Genomic DNA, 16,625 nt, shown 5'->3' with positions numbered 1-16,625 from the left:
GGGGATTCCGCCGTGGTGTTCCGGGGGTGTGGCCGGATCGCCCCCGGTCACAGGTGCCGTTCGTCGTCCGAGACGACCGTCGTGGTGGGCGGCACGACCATTCGGCGCCGCCGGATGACGCTCGCGTAGACGAAGACGCCGATGATGCCGACGATCATCATGATCCAGCCGACCAGGTCGACGTTGACGCTGTCCAGCTGCCAGTCGGTCGCGAAGGCGAGGATCGCTCCCGCGCCGATGAGGAGAATGCATCCGCCGAGTCCCATGAGTTCCGCCTCCCAGGCGGCCCGGGACCTCCGGGCCGTGTACGGAGCGCGTACCCGGCCAGGCAACGAGCATGCGCGGGCGGGAGGTTGGGAGCCTCCCGCCCGCGCCCGGGAGCCCGGGCCGTCAGCCGGCCAGGAAGGCCGCCAGCGCGTTCGCGAGGAGGTACGGGTCGTCCGCGCCGCACAGCTCACGGGCGCTGTGCATGGACAGGATGGCGACGCCGATGTCGACGGTCTTGATGCCGTGCCGGGCGGCGGTGATCGGGCCGATCGTCGTGCCGCAGGGCATCGCGTTGTTGGAGACGAACGTCTGCCACGGCACGCCCGCCCTCTCGCAGGCCGCGGCGAACACGGACCGGCCGCTGCCGTCGGTGGCGTACCGCATGTTGACGTTGACCTTGAGGATCGGTCCGCCGTTGACGACCGGGTGGTGCGTGGGGTCGTGGCGCTCCGCGTAGTTCGGGTGGATCGCGTGGCCGGTGTCGGAGGAGAGGCAGACCGTGCCGGCGAAGGCGCGGGCGCGGTCCTCGTAACCGCCGCCCCGGGCGAAGACCGAGCGCTCCAGGACCGTGCCGAGCAGCGGCCCGTCCGCGCCGGTGTCCGACTGCGAGCCGTTCTCCTCGTGGTCGAAGGCGGCCATCACCGGGATGTACGGCAGCTCGGAGTCGGGCTGTCCGGCGACGGCGGCGAGGGCGGCGGTCGCCGCGTGCACCGAGAGCAGGTTGTCCATGCGCGGCCCGGCCAGCAGCTCGCGGTCGCGGCCCAGGTAGGCGGGCGGCTCGACGGGGTGCGGCATCAGGTCCCAGCCGGTGATGTCCTCGGCGTCGACGCCCGCCTCCTCGGCGACGAACCGGATGAGGTCGCCCTCCTCGACGTCCCCGAGCCCCCAGATCGGCTGCATGTGCTTCTGCCGGTCCAGCTTGAGCCCGTCGGTGTTGGCCGACCGGTCCAGGTGCACGGCGAGCTGCGGTACGCGCAGCAGCGGCCGGTCGATGGACACCAGCCGGTCCGTGCCGTCGCGCAGCGAGATCCGGCCGGCGAGACCGAGGTCGCGGTCCAGCCAGGTGTTGAGCAGGGTGCCGCCGTAGACCTCCACGGCGATCTGGCGCCAACCGTACGCACCGGTGTCCGGCAGCGGCTTGACCCGCAGGTTCGGTGAGTCGGTGTGCGCCCCGGCGATCCGGAACGGGGTGTGCGCCCCGGCGCCCTCCGGCACGTACCAGGCGACGATCGCGCCACCGCGCAGGACGTACTTGCCGCCGGTGGTCCCGTCCCAGGCCGAGGTCTCCTCCACCTGCCGGAAACCGGCCTTCTCCAGCCGGGCGGCGGCGGTGGCCACGGCGTGGTACGGGGAGGGCGAGGCCATCAGGAAGGCCATCAGATCGTCGGTGTGACCGCGGTCGAAGCGGAGGGAGGAGCTCATGTTCTTCACTGTAGCCAGACGTGGCCGAAAGGATTCCCTGCCGCCCCCCGGCCCACCGCGCCCATCATGCGGCCGCCGCCCCCGGAGGAAATCCCGGGGGCGGCGGCCGGCAGACGTGCTGTGCGGCTTCTAGAAGGCCGCCTCGTCCAGCTCCATCAGGGAGTTGTCGATGGACTCGGCGAGCGCGCGCTCGGCGCCGACGCCCGGCAGGACGTTCGCGGCGAAGAACTTCGCGGCGGCGATCTTGCCCTGGTAGAAGGGGACGTCCTTCGCGGAGGCCGTCGGCAGCTTCTCGGCGGCCACGGCCGCGCCCTTGAGCAGCAGGTAGCCGACGACGACATCGCCGGAGGCCAGCAGCAGCCGGGTGGTGTTGAGCCCCACCTTGTAGATGTTCTTGACGTCCTCGCCGGTCGCGGTGAGGTCGGTGATCATCGTGCCGACGATCGCCTCCAGGTCCACCGCGGCCTTCGCGAGGCTGTCCAGCGCGCCGGACAGCTCCTCGTGGTCCTGGGCGCCCGCGAGGAACTTCTTGATCTCCTCGGAGAGCGCGTTGAGCGAGGCGCCCTGGTCGCGGACGATCTTCCGGAAGAAGAAGTCCTGGCCCTGGATGGCCGTGGTGCCCTCGTACAGGGTGTCGATCTTGGCGTCGCGGATGTACTGCTCGACCGGGTACTCCTGGAGGTACCCGGAGCCGCCGAATGTCTGGAGCGACTGCGCCAGCTGCTCGTACGACTTCTCGGAGCCGTAGCCCTTGACGATCGGGAGGAGCAGGTCGTTGAGGCCGTGCAGCGCCTTGGCGTCCTCGCCCGCGGCCTCCTTCTCCTGGATCGCGTCCTGGACGGAGGCGGTGTAGAGGACGAGGGCGCGCATGCCCTCCGCGTACGCCTTCTGCGTCATCAGCGAGCGGCGCACGTCGGGGTGGTGCGTGATGGTGACCTTCGGCGCGGCCTTGTCCATGAACTGCGACAGGTCGGTGCCCTGGACGCGCTCCTTGGCGTACTCCAGCGCGTTCAGGTAGCCCGTGGAGAGCGTGGCGATGGCCTTCGTGCCGACCATCATGCGGGCGAACTCGATGATGCGGAACATCTGGCGGATGCCGTCGTGCTTGTCGCCGATGAGCCAGCCCTTGGCGGGGTGGCGGTCGCCGAACGTCATCTCGCAGGTGTTGGACGCCTTGAGGCCCATCTTGTGCTCGACGTTCGTCGCGTACACGCCGTTGCGCTCGCCCAGCTCGCCGGTGGTCCAGTCGAAGTGGTACTTCGGGACCAGGAAGAGGGAGAGGCCCTTGGTGCCCGGGCCCGCGCCCTCGGGGCGCGCCAGCACGTAGTGGAGGATGTTCTCCGACATGTCGTGCTCGCCCGAGGTGATGAAGCGCTTCACGCCCTCGATGTGCCAGGAGCCGTCCTCCTGCTCGACGGCCTTGGTGCGGCCGGCGCCGACGTCGGAGCCGGCGTCCGGCTCGGTCAGCACCATCGTCGAGCCCCACTGCTTCTCGACGGCGATCTCGGCGACCTTCTTCTGCGCCTCGTTGCCCTCGTCGAAGAGGATGCCGGCGAACGCCGGGCCGGAGGAGTACATCCAGACGGCCGGGTTGGAGCCGAGCAGCAGCTCCGCGTAACCCCAGATCAGGGAGCGGGGCGAGGTGGTGCCGCCGATCTCCTCCGGCAGGCCCAGGCGCCAGTACTCGGAGTCCATGAACGCCTGGTACGACTTCTTGAACGTGTCGGGGACCGGCGCGGTGTTGGTCTCCGGGTCGAAGACCGGCGGGTTGCGGTCGGCGTCCGCGTAGGAGTCGGCGAGCTCGTTCTCGGCGAGGCGGGCGACCTCCTCAAGGATGCTCTTCGCGGTGTCGACGTCCATCTCCGTGAACGGTCCGGTGCCGTACAGCTTGTCGCGCCCGAGGACCTCGAAGAGGTTGAACTCGATGTCGCGGAGATTCGACTTGTAGTGCCCCATGGGAAGGCTCCGTAATCAATAGCAGTGGCGCGCAGCGCCCCGTGGAGGGGTGGCCCGGACCTATCAGGTGACCTCTACGATGATGCTACCCGTCAGTAATAAGACGCAACCCCCTGAGCCCCGGATGTGGCCGATTACTCTTTGTCCCATGTACGGCTACGACCAGAACCAGGGCGCGCAGCAGCCGATGGGGGGCGGCTACGGCGAGCAGCCGCTGTACCCCGAACCCTCGCCGCCGTCGTTGGGTGACGCGGTACGGGCCTTCACGACCGGCTCGCTGGCCGCCGAGGACTTCCAGCAGGTCTTCGCGACCTCGAAGGTCTACTGCCCGCGCGGCGACAATCCGGGCTTCCTCGCGCTGCACAACACCCAGCAGCCGGTGATCCCGATGTTCACCACGCTCAAGGAGCTGCGGCGGTACGCGGGCAAGGACTCGAAGTACTTCGTGATCACCGGCGCCGAGGTGATCGACCTGCTGCCCACCGGCTACGGCTTCGTCCTGGACATGGAGGGCGAGCACCGGATGGTCTTCGACGCCAAGGCCGTCGAGCAGATGGTCGACTTCGCGATGCGCCGCATGTACGGCTGATCCGCCGCCCGCTGCCCCCACGCTTCTGGAAGGGGCCCGTACCGCCGTCGGTACGGGCCCCTCTCCGCTGTCCGGGGCCGTGCGGGAATGGAGAGCGCCTTGCAGGATGTTCACCATTCAACTAAATTGATGGCAGTACCGTCCCCCGGAGGTGGCTCCCATGCCCGCAGTGACCGTCGAGAATCCGCTGACCCTGCCCAAGGTGGCCGCTTCCGGCGACGCCGCGGCCCGTCCCGTGCTCGCCGTGACCACGGCGCCGAGCGGCTTCGAGGGCGAGGGCTTCCCGGTCCGCCGCGCCTTCGCGGGGATCAACTACAAGTACCTCGACCCGTTCATCATGATGGACCAGATGGGTGAGGTGGAGTACGCGGCGGGCGAGCCGAAGGGCACGCCCTGGCACCCGCACCGCGGCTTCGAGACCGTGACCTATCTGATCGACGGCAGCTTCATCCACCAGGACTCCAACGGTGGCGGCGGCACCATCGGCAACGGTGACACCCAGTGGATGACCGCCGGGTCCGGGCTCCTCCACATCGAGGCGCCGCCGGAGTCCCTGGTCATGTCCGGCGGCCTCTTCCACGGCCTCCAGCTCTGGGTGAACCTGCCGAAGGCCGACAAGATGATGGCCCCGCGCTACCAGGACATCCGAGGCGGCCAGGTCCAACTGCTCGCATCCCCGGACGGCGGCGCGCTGCTCCGCGTGATCGCCGGCGAGCTGGACGGCCACGAGGGTCCCGGCATCACCCACACCCCGATCACGATGATCCACGCCACCGTGCGCCCCGGGGCCGAGGTGACGCTGCCCTGGCGCGAGGACTTCAACGGCCTCGCGTACGTGCTCGCCGGGCGCGGCACCGTCGGTGCGGAGCGCCGCCCGGTCCACATGGGCCAGACCGCCGTCTTCGGCGCCGGCTCCTCGCTGACCGTGCGCGCCGACGAGAAGCAGGACGGGCACACCCCGGACCTGGAGGTCGTCCTGCTCGGCGGCCGTCCCATCCGCGAGCCGATGGCGCACTACGGGCCGTTCGTGATGAACAGCCAGGCCGAACTGAAGCAGGCTTTCGAGGACTTCCAGGCCGGCCGCCTCGGCACCGTGCCCGCCGTCCACGGCATGTGACCCGCCCTCCGCCCCCGCCGCCGGTGTGTGACGCTCCGTCACTCGTACGGCGGCGCGGGCGGGACACCGCTGCCGGGCCGTGATCGGCTGGCAGGGTGCAGACCCCGAAGCCACTCCTGCCCGACGGCGCCCGCCGGACCGCCGCCTGGTGCGGTGTCGTCCTGCTGGTCACCGGTGTCGCCGCCGTCGCCGTCTGGCTGTGCGTCATCCTCAAGACCGCCGTCACCCCCGTGCTGCTCGCCCTGCTCGGTACGGCGCTGCTCGGCCCCGTCCACCGCCGGATGACCACCCACGGGGTGAACCGTTCGCTGGCCGCCGCGGTCACCTGCGCGGTGCTGCTCGCCGTGGTCGGCGGCGCCGGCTATATCGTCGTCGCCGCGCTGGTCGAGACCGGAGACCAGATCGTCCAGTCGCTGAAGGACGCCGGGCAGTGGGTGGTCGACCACTTCCAGGTCGCGGACGACATCGACGTGAACGACCTGGAGGCCAGCGGCCGCAAGCTGGTCGAGAAGTTCGGCGCGACCGCCGCGGGCGGGCTCCTCACCGGCATCAGCGTCCTCGGCTCCCTCGTCGCGACCAGCGTCCTGGCCCTGCTGCTGACCTTCTTCTTCCTGCGCGACGCGGACCGCGCCGCCGACCTCGCCCACAGCATCGCCCCGCGGGGCACCGGCGACATGGTCGAGGCGATGGGCCGGCGGGCCTTCGAGGCCGTCGAGGGCTTCATGCGCGGGACGACGCTCATCGCCCTCATCGACGCCGTCTGCATCACGGTCGGGCTGCTGATCCTGCGGGTGCCGGGCGCGGTGGGGCTCGGCGCGCTGGTGCTCGTCGGCGCCTACATCCCGTACCTCGGGGCGTTCATCTCCGGGGCCGTCGCCGTGCTGGTGGCCCTCGCGGACCGGGGGTTCGCGATCGCGCTCTGGGCGCTCGGCGTGGTCCTCGCCGTCCAGGTGCTGGAGGGCCACATCCTTCAGCCGATGATCCAGAGCCGTACGGTCCAGATGCACCCCGCGATGATCCTCATCGCCCTCACGGCGGGCGCGAGCGTCGCGGGCATCCTCGGGATGCTGCTCGCGGTGCCGCTCTGCGCGGCGGCCTTCGGCATCATCGGCGAACTCCGCAAGGGCGGGCGCGTCGCGCCGGAGGAGGGCTCCTAGAGCCTGTCAGGCGTCGCGGGCCCGCGAAGATCCGCCGGACAGGCCCTAGTCCAGATCCAGGTCCGGGAAGGCCGGTTCCGGGTGTTCGGCCTCGTTCAGCTCGAACCAGATCGACTTGCCCGCGCCCTGCGGGTCGACCCCCCACTTGTGCGCGAGCATCTCCATCAGCACCAGGCCCCGGCCGCTGGAGGCCATCTCGCCGGGCCGCCGTTTGTGCGGCAGCTCGTCGCTGCCGTCGGACACGTCCACCCGCAGACAGCGCTCCCCCGGCGTCCCGGTGGCCTGGGCGACCATCAGCGCGTCCCCGTCCGTGTGCACCAGGACGTTCGTGGCGACCTCGGAGAGCAGCAGCACCGCCGCGTCGACCTGGTCCGCGTCCGTCCAGTCGTGCAGCAGCTCCCGCAGCAGCTGCCGGGCCGTGGAGATCCGCTCCGGTTCGGCCTGGGCGATGGAGAGCGCGGTCCGCCGGGGCGCGGGCGGGGAGGTGAGGGAGCCCTCGCGCCGCAGCAGCAGCACCGCCACGTCGTCCTCGCGCCGGTCCGCGAGCGGCCCGGTCGTGTAGTGCGAGCCCGGCCCGTGCACCGCCTGCACCAGCGCGTCCGCCAGCTTCTCCAGGTCGCCGGTGTGCCGCTCCAGGATCGGCCGGAGCCGGACCCAGCCGGTGGCCAGGTCGTGGCCGCCCGTCTCGATCAGCCCGTCGGTGCAGAGCATGATCGTCTCCCCGGCCTCCAGCACGACCCGGGTCGTCGGATAGTCCGCGTCCGCCTCGACGCCCAGCGGCAGCCCGCCCTCGGTCCGCCGGATGACGGCGGTGCCGTCGGCGGTCATCACCACCGGGTCCGGGTGGCCGGCCCGTGCGATGTCCAGCACACCGGTCTCCGGGTCCGCCTCCGCGTACAGGCACGTCGCGAAGCGGGCGGCCGTGGAGTCGTCGTCCTCGTCCGGGTCGGTGAGGCCGGAGAGGAAGCGCGAGGCGCGCGCCAGCACGGCGTCGGGGCGGTGCCCCTCGGAGGCGTACGCGCGCAGCGCGATCCGGAGCTGGCCCATGAGGCCCGCCGCCCGCACGTCATGGCCCTGGACGTCGCCGATCACGAGGGCGATGCGGCCGCTGGGCAGCGGGATCAGGTCGTACCAGTCGCCGCCGACCTGGAGGCCGCCGCCGGTCGGCACATAGCGCGCCGCCACGGTCATCCCCGGGATGCCCGGGCCGAGCGAGGGCATCATCGTGCGCTGAAGGCCCAGCGACAGCTCCCGCTCGGTGTCCGCCGCGCCCGCCCGGGCCAGCGCCTGGGCGAGCATCCGGGCCACGGTCGTCAGCACCGACCGCTCGTCCGGCGAGAACGCCACCGGGTGCCGGAAGCCGGCCATCCAGGTCCCCATCGTGCGCCCGGACACGATCAGCGGCAGGAAGGCCCAGGAGCGGCGCCCGAACCGCCGGGCCAGCGGCCAGATGGCGGGGTAGCGGGCCCGGTACTCCTCCGGCGTCGGCAGATAGATCGCGCGGCCCGTCCGGACGACCTCGGTGGCCGGGTAGTCCGTGTCCAGCGGCATGTCGGTGAAGGGGCCCTCGTCGCTGAGGGAGTGCCCGTGCTGCCCGACGACCGTCAGCCGCTCGCCCTCGACGCCGAAGACCGCCAGGCCGTCCGGCGAGAACCCGGGCATGGAGAGCGAGTAGGCGACCCGCAGCACCTCCGTGGTGGACCCGGCCTCCGCCAGGGCCCGCCCCGCGTCCAGCAGGAACGCCTCGCGGGAGCGCCGCCAGTCGCCGGTGATGGCGGTGTGCGTGCCCGCGGCGCCCGGCGGGGGCTCGGCGACCTCCTGGAGCGTGCCGATGAGCACGTAGTCCTCGCGGTCCTCGCCGGCCGGGACCGGCTTGGAGCGGCTGCGCACGATGCGCAGGACCCGGCCGCTGCCGTCCACGATGCGCAGCCGGGCCTCGGCGAGGGTGCCCTCGGCCACGGCAAGGCCGATCACCCCGGCGATCTCGTTCCAGTCGACGGGGTGGAAGCGGGAGCGGACCTCCGATTCGCGGAAGACGCCGGGCTCGGCGGGCAGCTCAAGCAGGCGGGCGGCCTCCGCGTCGAGCGTGACCGTCCCGGCTCCGTTGTCCCAGCGCCACAGCCCGGTCGCGGTCGCGGCCAGCACATCCTCGGTGCGCATTGCCCCACTTTAAACCGGCATGCGCGGCGAGGGCACGGGTGCCGGCGCACGGACGATCTTGGCGCGGACAATGACAATGAAACGCTCCGGTCGCGGGCGGTAGCCTGGGAGGGCTGAATTTCCCCCAACCGCGAAGACTGGATGAACGACGATGCATCGGTACAGGTCCCACACCTGCGGCGAGCTCCGCGCCTCTGACGTCGGCACCGACGTCCGGCTGAGCGGCTGGCTGCACAATCGCCGAGACCTGGGCGGCATCCTCTTCATCGATCTGCGCGACCACTACGGTCTCGTGCAGCTCGTCGCCCGCCCCGGCACCCCGGGCAACGAGGCCCTGGCGAAGCTCACCAAGGAGACCGTCGTCCGGATCGACGGCAAGGTCTCCGCGCGCGGCGCCGACAACGTCAACCCGGACCTGCCGACCGGCGAGATCGAGATCGAGGTCTCCGAGGTCGAGGTGCTGGGCGAGGCCGGCCCGCTGCCCTTCACGATCAACGCCGAGGACGGCGTGAACGAGGAGCGGCGCCTGGAGTACCGCTTCCTGGACCTGCGCCGCGAGCGCATGCACCGCAACATCATGCTGCGCTCCGCCGTGATCGCCTCGATCCGCTCCAAGATGGTCGCCCTCGGCTTCAACGAGATGGCGACGCCGATCCTCACCGCGACCTCCCCCGAGGGCGCCCGTGACTTCGTCGTCCCGTCCCGGCTGAATCCCGGCAAGTTCTACGCGCTGCCGCAGGCCCCGCAGCAGTTCAAGCAGCTGCTGATGATCTCCGGCTTCGACCGCTACTTCCAGATCGCGCCCTGCTTCCGCGACGAGGACGCCCGCGCCGACCGCTCGCCCGGCGAGTTCTACCAGCTCGACGTCGAGATGTCCTTCGTGGAGCAGGAGGACGTCTTCCGGCCGATCGAGAAGCTCATGACCGAGCTCTTCGAGGAGTTCGGCAACGGCCGCCACGTCACCTCGCCGTTCCCGCGCATCCCGTTCCGCGAGTCGATGCTGAAGTACGGCAACGACAAGCCGGACCTGCGCGCCAAGCTGGAGCTGGTCGACATCTCCGACGTCTTCGCGGACTCGGAGTTCAAGGCGTTCGCCGGCAAGCACGTCCGCGCCCTTCCGGTGCCGGACACGGCGGGCCAGTCCCGTAAGTTCTTCGACGGCCTCGGCGACTACGCCGTGCAGCAGGGCGCCAAGGGCCTCGCCTGGGTCCGCGTCGGCGAGGACGGCACGCTGGCGGGACCGATCGCCAAGTTCCTCACCGAGAGCGACATCAAGACGCTCACCGAGCGCCTCTCGCTCGTCCCGGGCCACGCCGTCTTCTTCGGCGCCGGCGAGTTCGACGAGGTCTCCAAGATCATGTCGGCCGTCCGTGTCGAGGCCGCCAAGCGGGCCGGCCACTTCGAGGAGGGCGTCTTCCGGTTCTGCTGGGTCGTCGACTTCCCGATGTACGAGAAGGACGAGGAGACCGGCCGGATCGACTTCTCCCACAACCCCTTCTCGATGCCCCAGGGCGGCCTGAAGGACCTGGAGGAGAAGGACCCGCTGGACATCCTCGCCTGGCAGTACGACATCGTCTGCAACGGCATCGAGCTGTCCTCCGGCGCCATCCGTAACCACGAGCCCGAGCTGATGATCAAGGCGTTCGAGATCGCCGGCTACGACCGCGAGACCGTGGAGCGCGAGTTCGCGGGCATGCTCAAGGCGTTCCGCCTCGGCGCCCCGCCGCACGGTGGCATCGCCCCGGGCGTCGACCGCATCGTGATGCTGCTCGCCGACGAGCCGAACATCCGCGAGACGATCGCCTTCCCGCTCAACGGCAACGCGCAAGACCTGATGATGGGCGCGCCCACCGTCCTGGAGGAGACCCGCCTCCGGGAGCTCAACATCCAGCTCCGCAAGCCGGCCGCGCCGGCGAAGGACGCGCAGAAGTAGTTCCGCCCGTTTCACGTGAAACAGCCCTCGGCCGCCACTGGCCGGGGGCTGTTCGCGTGACGGGCGCCGGTTCACCTCCGAGCGGTTCCGATTAAGCACACGAATCACCTGAACGGCTACGGCCGGATGGGCTCCGCCCCGGATTGGGCGGCCACGCGGGCGGCAATGACTGGGTGGGCCGACACCGGCGCATTCACTGCTGAGGAGCCCTCCGTGCCCGTGCCCCCTTCGCGTGCTCCCCTGCGCCTGCCGCACGTCGTCTGCTCCCTGGTCCTGCTCGTGCTGCTCGCCGGCTGCGGAGCGGGTGGCTTCGCCGGTACGGAGATGAGCGGTGGAGGCACGGAGCAGGCGCGGATCAACGGCGTACCGGGGCCGCCCGGGGCCGCCGCGTCCGTCGCCGGGCCCCTGCCGCGAGGGGCGCTGCTCATGCCGTCGCCGCCGGCCGCCTCGCCGCAGCCCGCGGAGCTGCCCGGCCTCGGGCCGAAGACCCGGGCGGCGGTCCCGGCCACGGCCCGGCAGGCGTTCGTGGTGACCGGGGACTCGGTGGACTCCAACCGGTCGACCGCCGTCCTCTACACCCGGGACGGGCCCGCCGGGCCGGGCTGGCGGGCCACGCTGGGCCCCTGGCCCGCCCACAACGCCCTCAACGGCTGGACCGGCGAGCACTGGGAGGGCGATCTGCGCTCACCCGTCGGGGTCTTCACGCTGACCGCGGCGGGCGGCCGCCTCGCGCCCCCGGACACGGCCCTCCCGTACGACCTGAGCCCGGACTTCCGCGTGACGGGCGAGGGGTTCCACGGGGAGCCGCTGGAGGGCTCCTTCGACTACGTCGTCGCCATCGACTACAACCGCGTTCCCGGCACCTCCCCGCTCGACCACGCCCGCCCCCTCGGCGAGGAGCGCGGCGGCGGGATCTGGGTGCACGTGGACCACGGGGGGCCGACCCAGGGCTGTGTCTCGGTCACCGAGGACCGGATGAAGGAACTCCTGGGCGCCCTCGATCCGGCCATGGAGCCCGTCATCGTGATGGGGGACGCGGAGGCGCTGGGCCGCTGAACCTCCCCCGGCCGGAGAGCTTTGCGAAACCTCCCTTCCCGTATCAAGGACGCATCCTGGGAGGGAGTGGACACGCATGCACGAGGCGAGGGACATCACGATGCGGGTACTGGTCGCCGAGGACGAGGAAATCCTCGCGGAGCTGGTCGCCACCGGGCTGCGGCGGGCCGGCTTCGCCGTCGACACGGTGTACAGCGGTGATGCCGCCCAGGCGTACCTGGGGCTGCACGACTACGACGTGGTCGTCCTGGACCGCGATCTGCCCCGGGTGCACGGCGACGACGTGGCGCGCGGGCTCGTCGCCTCCGGCTCCCGGACCAGGATCCTGATGCTGACGGCCGCCGGCTCCATGGAGGACCGGGTCGCCGGGCTCGACCTGGGCGCCGACGACTACTTGGGCAAGCCGTTCGAGTTCCCCGAACTGGTCTCCCGCGTACGCGCCCTGCGGCGGCGCAGCGCCCGCCCCGTACCGCCGCAGCTGGAGCGGTACGGCATCCGGCTCGACACCGTACGGCGGTCGGCGACCCGGGACGGGCGGGATCTGGACCTGTCGCCGAAGGAGTTCGCCGTGCTCCAGCTGCTGCTTGAGGCGGACGGCGGGACGGTCAGCGCGGAGGAGCTGCTCGAAAGGGCCTGGGACGCCAACGCCGACCCCTTCACGGGCGCGGTCCGGGTCTGCATGAGCAAGCTGCGCGGCAAGCTCGGCGAGCCGGCCGTGATCCGTACCGTCCAGGGCGTGGGGTACGCCCTGTGAAGCGTCCGGCCCGGCTGCCGCACTCCACGATCAGGACCCGCATCGCCCTCGTCTACGGCGGGGTCTTCCTGGTCCTCGGCACGGCCCTGCTGGCCACGGTCAATCTGGCCTCCCGCGCCGGTACGGACTCGCAGGCGCGGGCCATCGCGGACACCGCCGTCGTGGTCCAGCCGGGCTACGCGGTCAACGGTCCGCTCGTCAGCCACCGGCGGCTCGGCCCACCGACCGTCTACGACCTCACCGACCACGTCAGCGACGCGGCCGGCCATCAGCTGCTCATCTGGTCCGCCGCCGCGCTGCTGGTGATGACGGCCTGCGCGGTGGGCGTCGGCTGGTGGACGGCGGGGCGGGTCCTGCGGCCCGTCCACGCGATGACGGCCAAGGCGCGCAAGCTCTCCGCGCACACGCTCCACGAGCGGATCGCGTCCAGCGGGCCCGACGACGAGCTGAAGGAGTTGGGTGACACGCTCGACGCACTGCTGGCCCGGCTGGAGCGGGCCTTCGACGGCCAGCGGCGGTTCATCGCCAACGCCTCGCACGAGCTGCGCACCCCGCTGGCCACCCAGCGCGCGGCGATCCAGGTCGGTCTGGACGATCCGACGCCGGAGGACCTGGTCCGTACCCGGCAGACGCTGCTGGACAACAACCGGCGCAGCGAACGGCTCATCGACGGGCTGCTCGTCCTGGCCCGCAGCGAGCGGGGGCTCGACAGGAGCGAGCGGGAACCTGTGGACCTGGCCCGGGTGGTGGCGGAGGAGGCGGTCCGGCATCCGGGCGTCCGGCTCGACACCCGGCCGTGCCCGGTGCGCGGGAACCGGCTGCTGCTGGCCCAGTTGGTGGCGAACCTGCTGGCCAACGCGGTGACGTACAACGTGCCCGGCGGAAGCGTCGACGTGTCGGTGGTCCCGGCCGGCGGCGGGGTCCTGCTGGAGGTCCGCAACACGGGTCCCGTGGTGGAAGCGGCGGACATCCCCGGGCTGTTCGAGCCGTTCCGGCGGGGCGAGGGCAAGGACCGGATGGGGCGGGGATCGGGGCTCGGCCTGTCGATCGTGCGGTCCATCGCGCTCGCCCACGACGGTACGGTCACGGCGGTGCCGGGCCCCGGGGGCGGGCTCGCCGTGACCGTACGCCTGCCGGCGTCTCAGGAACGCGTGGCCACCCAGGCGGGGAGCGCGGCCAGCAGCTCGCGGTAGAACGTGGCGTCCGGGATCTCGCGGGGGGCGGGGCCCGCGTGGAGGAAGCCGGTGTTCGGGGCGTCCAGCTTCCGCAGGAAGTCGAAGCCCTTGGCGTCCGTCTCGCCGAACGCGACGAACTGGAAGAACAGCGGCAGCCGGGCCGCCGCGTCGATCGCCTGGCGGGCGGACTGCCGGACGTCCGGGGGCCCGTCCGTCTGGAAGACCACCAGCGCCGGGCCGGTCGATCCGGACGCCTCGTAGTGCGCGACGACCTCCTCGACCGCGCGGTGGTAGTTCGTCCGGCCGAGTCGGCCGAGGCCCGCGTTGAGGGCGTCGATCCGGCCCTCGTGTCCGTCCAGCTCCACCGTGCCGGTGCCGTCGATGTCGGTCGAGAAGAACACGACGCGCACGGTGGCGCTCTCGTCGAGGTGCGCGGCGAGCGCGAGCGTGCGGTCGCCCAGGTGCTGGGCGCTGCCGTCCTTGTAGAACGGGCGCATGGAGCCGGAGCGGTCCAGGACCAGGTAGACGGTGGCGCGCAGCCCGGTCAGCCCGTGCGCCTTCAGTCCGGCCTGCGCCGCCTTGTACGCCCCCGCCAGCTCGGGCGCCCGCGCCTTGACCTTGGCGAGGCTGAGCGCGGGCTTGCCGGGGGCGGCGGGGGCGGCGGGGGCCGCCTCGGGCTCGGGGTCCATGTCGATGACGATCGGCGCGGGGGCGGCGGCCTCCGGCTCGGGGGCCGCGACGGGGGCCGGCTCGGCCACCGGCTCCGGCTGCGGGGTCTCGCTCGCGATGACCGGCTCGGGCTCGGGGGTCTCCGTGGCCACGACCGGCTCGGGGGCCGCGATGGGCGCGGCGGCCGGCTCCGGTGCCTCGGCGCCCGGGGCTTCCGGCTCCGCTACGGGGGCGGCGGTCTCCGCGACCGGCTCCGGCTCCGCGACGGGCGCGGGGGCCTCGGCCACCGCCTCCGGTGCCACCGGCTCCGCGACGGGCACGGCCGTCTCCGCGACCGGCTCGGGGGCCTCCGCCTCGGCGGCCGCCGCCGGGGTCTCCGCCTCGGGCGCCTCCGGTGCCACCGCGTCCGGGCTCTTGCCCTGGGCCGGGACCGTGGGCGTGGCCGGGTTGTCGAAGGCCGCGGCCACCAGGTCCGACGCCTTGGCGTCCTCGTTCGCAGCCTTGGCGCCCGACGAGGGCGCCTCCGTGTCCTCGTCCGACGACGCGGGGGCGGGGACCGAGATCCTGACGGGTGCCTCGTCCGGCTCCGGTTCCGTGGCACTCGAGTGCGCGCCCTGGGGCGGGACCGTGGCCGTCGTCGGGTCGTCCTGCTCCGTGCGGTCACGGCCGAACACCTTGCGCAGCAAGCTCCGAATGCCCATGGGCGAGCCTTTCGCGTGAGTTGGGTGCGATGAATGTCCGTACTGCGGGAATTGATCCCTGGCCAGGGCGGATACGTAAGGTTAGCGGCCGGATAAGGCCGTTCGACGGCACGGCCCGCATGTGGGACAACCGAGAGCGAACCGAGCCCGGACCGAGTCCTGAGGCCCTGTACGGGCGTTCACCGTGCCCCCACTTCACCTGCACCGCGTAGGCGTCGAGTTGACGCGGGAGCGTACCGTCCGGGCCCACCGCTTAGAGTCGGACGCATGGTTTCGGGTGAGGCTCCGCAGTCGGAGGGCAGCGTCCGGGTCGATGTCTGGATCTGGTCGGTCCGGCTCACGAAGACCCGGGCGCAGGCCGCTGCCGCCTGCCGTGCGGGTCATGTGAAGGTTGCGGGCGAACGCGCCAAGCCCGCGCAGCCGGTGCGCGTCGGTGACGAGGTACGGCTCCGGCACGCGGGCCGGGACCGGGTCGTCGTCGTGTCGAAGCTCGTGAAGAAGCGGGTGGGCCCGCCCGTGGCCGCCGAGTGCTTCATCGACAACAGCCCGCCCCCGCCGCCGCGCGAGGCCGCGATCGAGGTCCCGGTACGCGACCGGGGCGCGGGACGGCCCACGAAGCGGGACCGCCGCGAGATGGACCGGCTGCGCGGAATGGGCCCCGGCCCGACGGAGTAGCCGCGCCCCGCTCCTCAGCCGCGCAGCGCGATCACCGTCTTGCCGCGCGCCCCGCCCGCCCGGTTGCGCGCCAGGGCCGACGGCGCCTCCTCCAAAGGCAGTTCCGCGTCGACGGGCACCCGCAGGATGCCGTCCGCCGCGCCCGCCGCCAGCACGTCCAGCAGGACCGGGCTCGGGTCGAGACGGAAGTCGACGCCCCTGACGCCCTCGGGCAGCCGGGCCCCGGCGGCGGCGCCCCGGGAGGAGAGCGCGATGCCGCCCGGCCGGACCGCCGCCGCGTACGCCGCGAACGCGTCCGGGGCCGCCGACGCCAGGTCGGCCAGCGCGTCGATGCCGTCCGGGCAGGCCCTCCGCAGCGCTTCGGCGGGCGGTCCTTCCGTCAGGTCCACCGAGGCGGCGGCGCCCAACGACCCCATCCTGGACCGCTCGTCACCGCGCACCGCCGCGATCACCCGGACATCGCGCGCCCGGGCGAGCTGGGTCAGACAGCAGCCGACCCCGCCCGCCGCCCCGACGACCAGCAGGGTCTCGTGGCCGCGCAGCGCGACCGCCTCCAGGATCTGGGCGGCGGCCATCCCGGCGGACGGCAGCGCGGCGGCGGCCCGGGGGGTCAGGCCGCGTGGGACGAGGGTGATGGCGGAGTCCTGCTCCACGCACAGGTACTCCCCGTACGCGCCGCACGCCTCGGCCACGTCCGCCCGCCCGAACACCGGGTCGCCCACCCGGAAGCGGTTCCCGCCGCCGCCGATCATGTCGACGCGGCCCGCGTAGTCCAGGCCGACGACGAACGGGAAGGCCCCGGGCACCGGCGCGAGTTCACCGGCGGAGCCGTCCGTGACCTGCCAGTCCAGCGGGTTGAGCGAGGCGTATTCGACCCGCACCCGGACCTCGCCGGGCCGGGGCTCCGGCTTGGGCAGCTCGACCAGCACCGGGTCGGCCCGCAGCGCGCTGACGGCGATGGCTCGCATCCGTACACCTCCCAGTCGTGCCGCTC

At 72.3% G+C, this 16,625-nt stretch carries 14 protein-coding genes; 8 read left to right on the top strand and 6 right to left on the bottom strand.

Annotated features, from left to right (window positions below; translation table 11 throughout):
• Nucleotides 1-47 precede the first annotated feature (47 nt).
• From ACIQZN_RS18850 to ACIQZN_RS18840, 3 genes are all read right to left on the bottom strand, one after another.
• The gene (locus tag ACIQZN_RS18850) at nt 48-266 is read right to left on the bottom strand and encodes a DUF6458 family protein (protein ID WP_403994709.1); all 219 of its coding nucleotides are present in this window, start codon (nt 264-266) and stop codon (nt 48-50) included.
• Nucleotides 267-390: 124 nt separating this feature from the next.
• Entirely contained in the window at nt 391-1,689 is a 1,299-nt protein-coding gene (locus ACIQZN_RS18845; RefSeq protein ID WP_403994706.1) for a M18 family aminopeptidase, read from the bottom strand.
• A 129-nt stretch (nt 1,690-1,818) separates the two neighbouring features.
• Nucleotides 1,819-3,645 (bottom strand): acyl-CoA dehydrogenase, encoded by a 1,827-nt coding sequence (locus ACIQZN_RS18840; protein ID WP_403994703.1) that lies wholly within the window; start codon nt 3,643-3,645, stop codon nt 1,819-1,821.
• A gap of 148 nt (nt 3,646-3,793) precedes the next feature.
• On the opposite strand from ACIQZN_RS18840, the gene ACIQZN_RS18835 reads away from it, so the two are divergent.
• The 3 genes from ACIQZN_RS18835 (at nt 3,794) to ACIQZN_RS18825 (ending at nt 6,508) form a co-directional block, all read left to right on the top strand.
• Nucleotides 3,794-4,234, top strand: a complete 441-nt coding sequence (locus ACIQZN_RS18835; RefSeq protein ID WP_018101996.1) for an SseB family protein — start codon at nt 3,794-3,796, stop codon at nt 4,232-4,234.
• A gap of 160 nt (nt 4,235-4,394) precedes the next feature.
• Nucleotides 4,395-5,351: a pirin family protein gene (locus ACIQZN_RS18830; protein ID WP_403994700.1), complete on the top strand. Its 957-nt coding sequence runs from the start codon at nt 4,395-4,397 to the stop codon at nt 5,349-5,351.
• A 95-nt stretch (nt 5,352-5,446) separates the two neighbouring features.
• Entirely contained in the window at nt 5,447-6,508 is a 1,062-nt protein-coding gene (locus ACIQZN_RS18825) for an AI-2E family transporter (protein WP_403994697.1), read from the top strand.
• Between the two features lie 45 nt (nt 6,509-6,553).
• On the opposite strand, the gene ACIQZN_RS18820 is transcribed toward ACIQZN_RS18825, so the two are convergent.
• Nucleotides 6,554-8,668, bottom strand: a complete 2,115-nt coding sequence (locus tag ACIQZN_RS18820; RefSeq protein ID WP_403994694.1) for a SpoIIE family protein phosphatase — start codon at nt 8,666-8,668, stop codon at nt 6,554-6,556.
• 151 nt (nt 8,669-8,819) lie between these two features.
• Here ACIQZN_RS18820 and aspS point away from each other — a divergent pair, with 151 nt between their 5' ends.
• The 4 genes from aspS (at nt 8,820) to ACIQZN_RS18800 (ending at nt 13,604) form a co-directional block, all read left to right on the top strand.
• Nucleotides 8,820-10,601 carry an aspartate--tRNA ligase gene (gene aspS / locus ACIQZN_RS18815; protein WP_403994691.1) on the top strand — a complete coding sequence of 594 codons (1,782 nt, stop codon included), beginning with the start codon at nt 8,820-8,822 and terminating at the stop codon, nt 10,599-10,601.
• 213 nt (nt 10,602-10,814) lie between these two features.
• Nucleotides 10,815-11,657 (top strand): L,D-transpeptidase family protein, encoded by an 843-nt coding sequence (locus tag ACIQZN_RS18810; RefSeq protein WP_403994688.1) that lies wholly within the window; start codon nt 10,815-10,817, stop codon nt 11,655-11,657.
• A gap of 100 nt (nt 11,658-11,757) precedes the next feature.
• On the top strand, nt 11,758-12,411 hold the full coding sequence (locus ACIQZN_RS18805; protein ID WP_403995112.1) for a response regulator transcription factor: 654 nt from the start codon (nt 11,758-11,760) through the stop codon (nt 12,409-12,411).
• The gene (locus tag ACIQZN_RS18800) at nt 12,408-13,604 is read left to right on the top strand and encodes a sensor histidine kinase (RefSeq protein ID WP_403994685.1); all 1,197 of its coding nucleotides are present in this window, start codon (nt 12,408-12,410) and stop codon (nt 13,602-13,604) included. Before ACIQZN_RS18805 ends, ACIQZN_RS18800 begins: the two co-directional genes overlap by 4 nt.
• Here the strand turns inward: ACIQZN_RS18800 and ACIQZN_RS18795 are convergent.
• Nucleotides 13,553-14,956: a VWA domain-containing protein gene (locus ACIQZN_RS18795; protein WP_403994682.1), complete on the bottom strand. Its 1,404-nt coding sequence runs from the start codon at nt 14,954-14,956 to the stop codon at nt 13,553-13,555. The two genes, ACIQZN_RS18800 and ACIQZN_RS18795, sit on opposite strands and share 52 nt — an antisense overlap.
• 267 nt (nt 14,957-15,223) lie before the next feature.
• Between ACIQZN_RS18795 and ACIQZN_RS18790 the strand changes: the two genes are divergently transcribed.
• Nucleotides 15,224-15,631, top strand: coding sequence for an RNA-binding S4 domain-containing protein (locus ACIQZN_RS18790; RefSeq protein ID WP_403994679.1), 408 nt, complete (start codon nt 15,224-15,226; stop codon nt 15,629-15,631).
• 14 nt (nt 15,632-15,645) lie between these two features.
• Here ACIQZN_RS18790 and ACIQZN_RS18785 read toward each other — a convergent pair whose 3' ends face one another.
• Nucleotides 15,646-16,599, bottom strand: a complete 954-nt coding sequence (locus ACIQZN_RS18785) for an NADP-dependent oxidoreductase (protein ID WP_403994676.1) — start codon at nt 16,597-16,599, stop codon at nt 15,646-15,648.
• Between the last annotated feature and the right edge of the window lie 26 nt (nt 16,600-16,625).

It is taken from the genome of Streptomyces sp. NPDC097595 (assembly GCF_044761525.1).
In the GTDB taxonomy this organism is placed as follows: domain Bacteria; phylum Actinomycetota; class Actinomycetes; order Streptomycetales; family Streptomycetaceae; genus Streptomyces; species Streptomyces drozdowiczii_A.
This window is presented reverse-complemented; position numbering and strand designations above follow the sequence as displayed.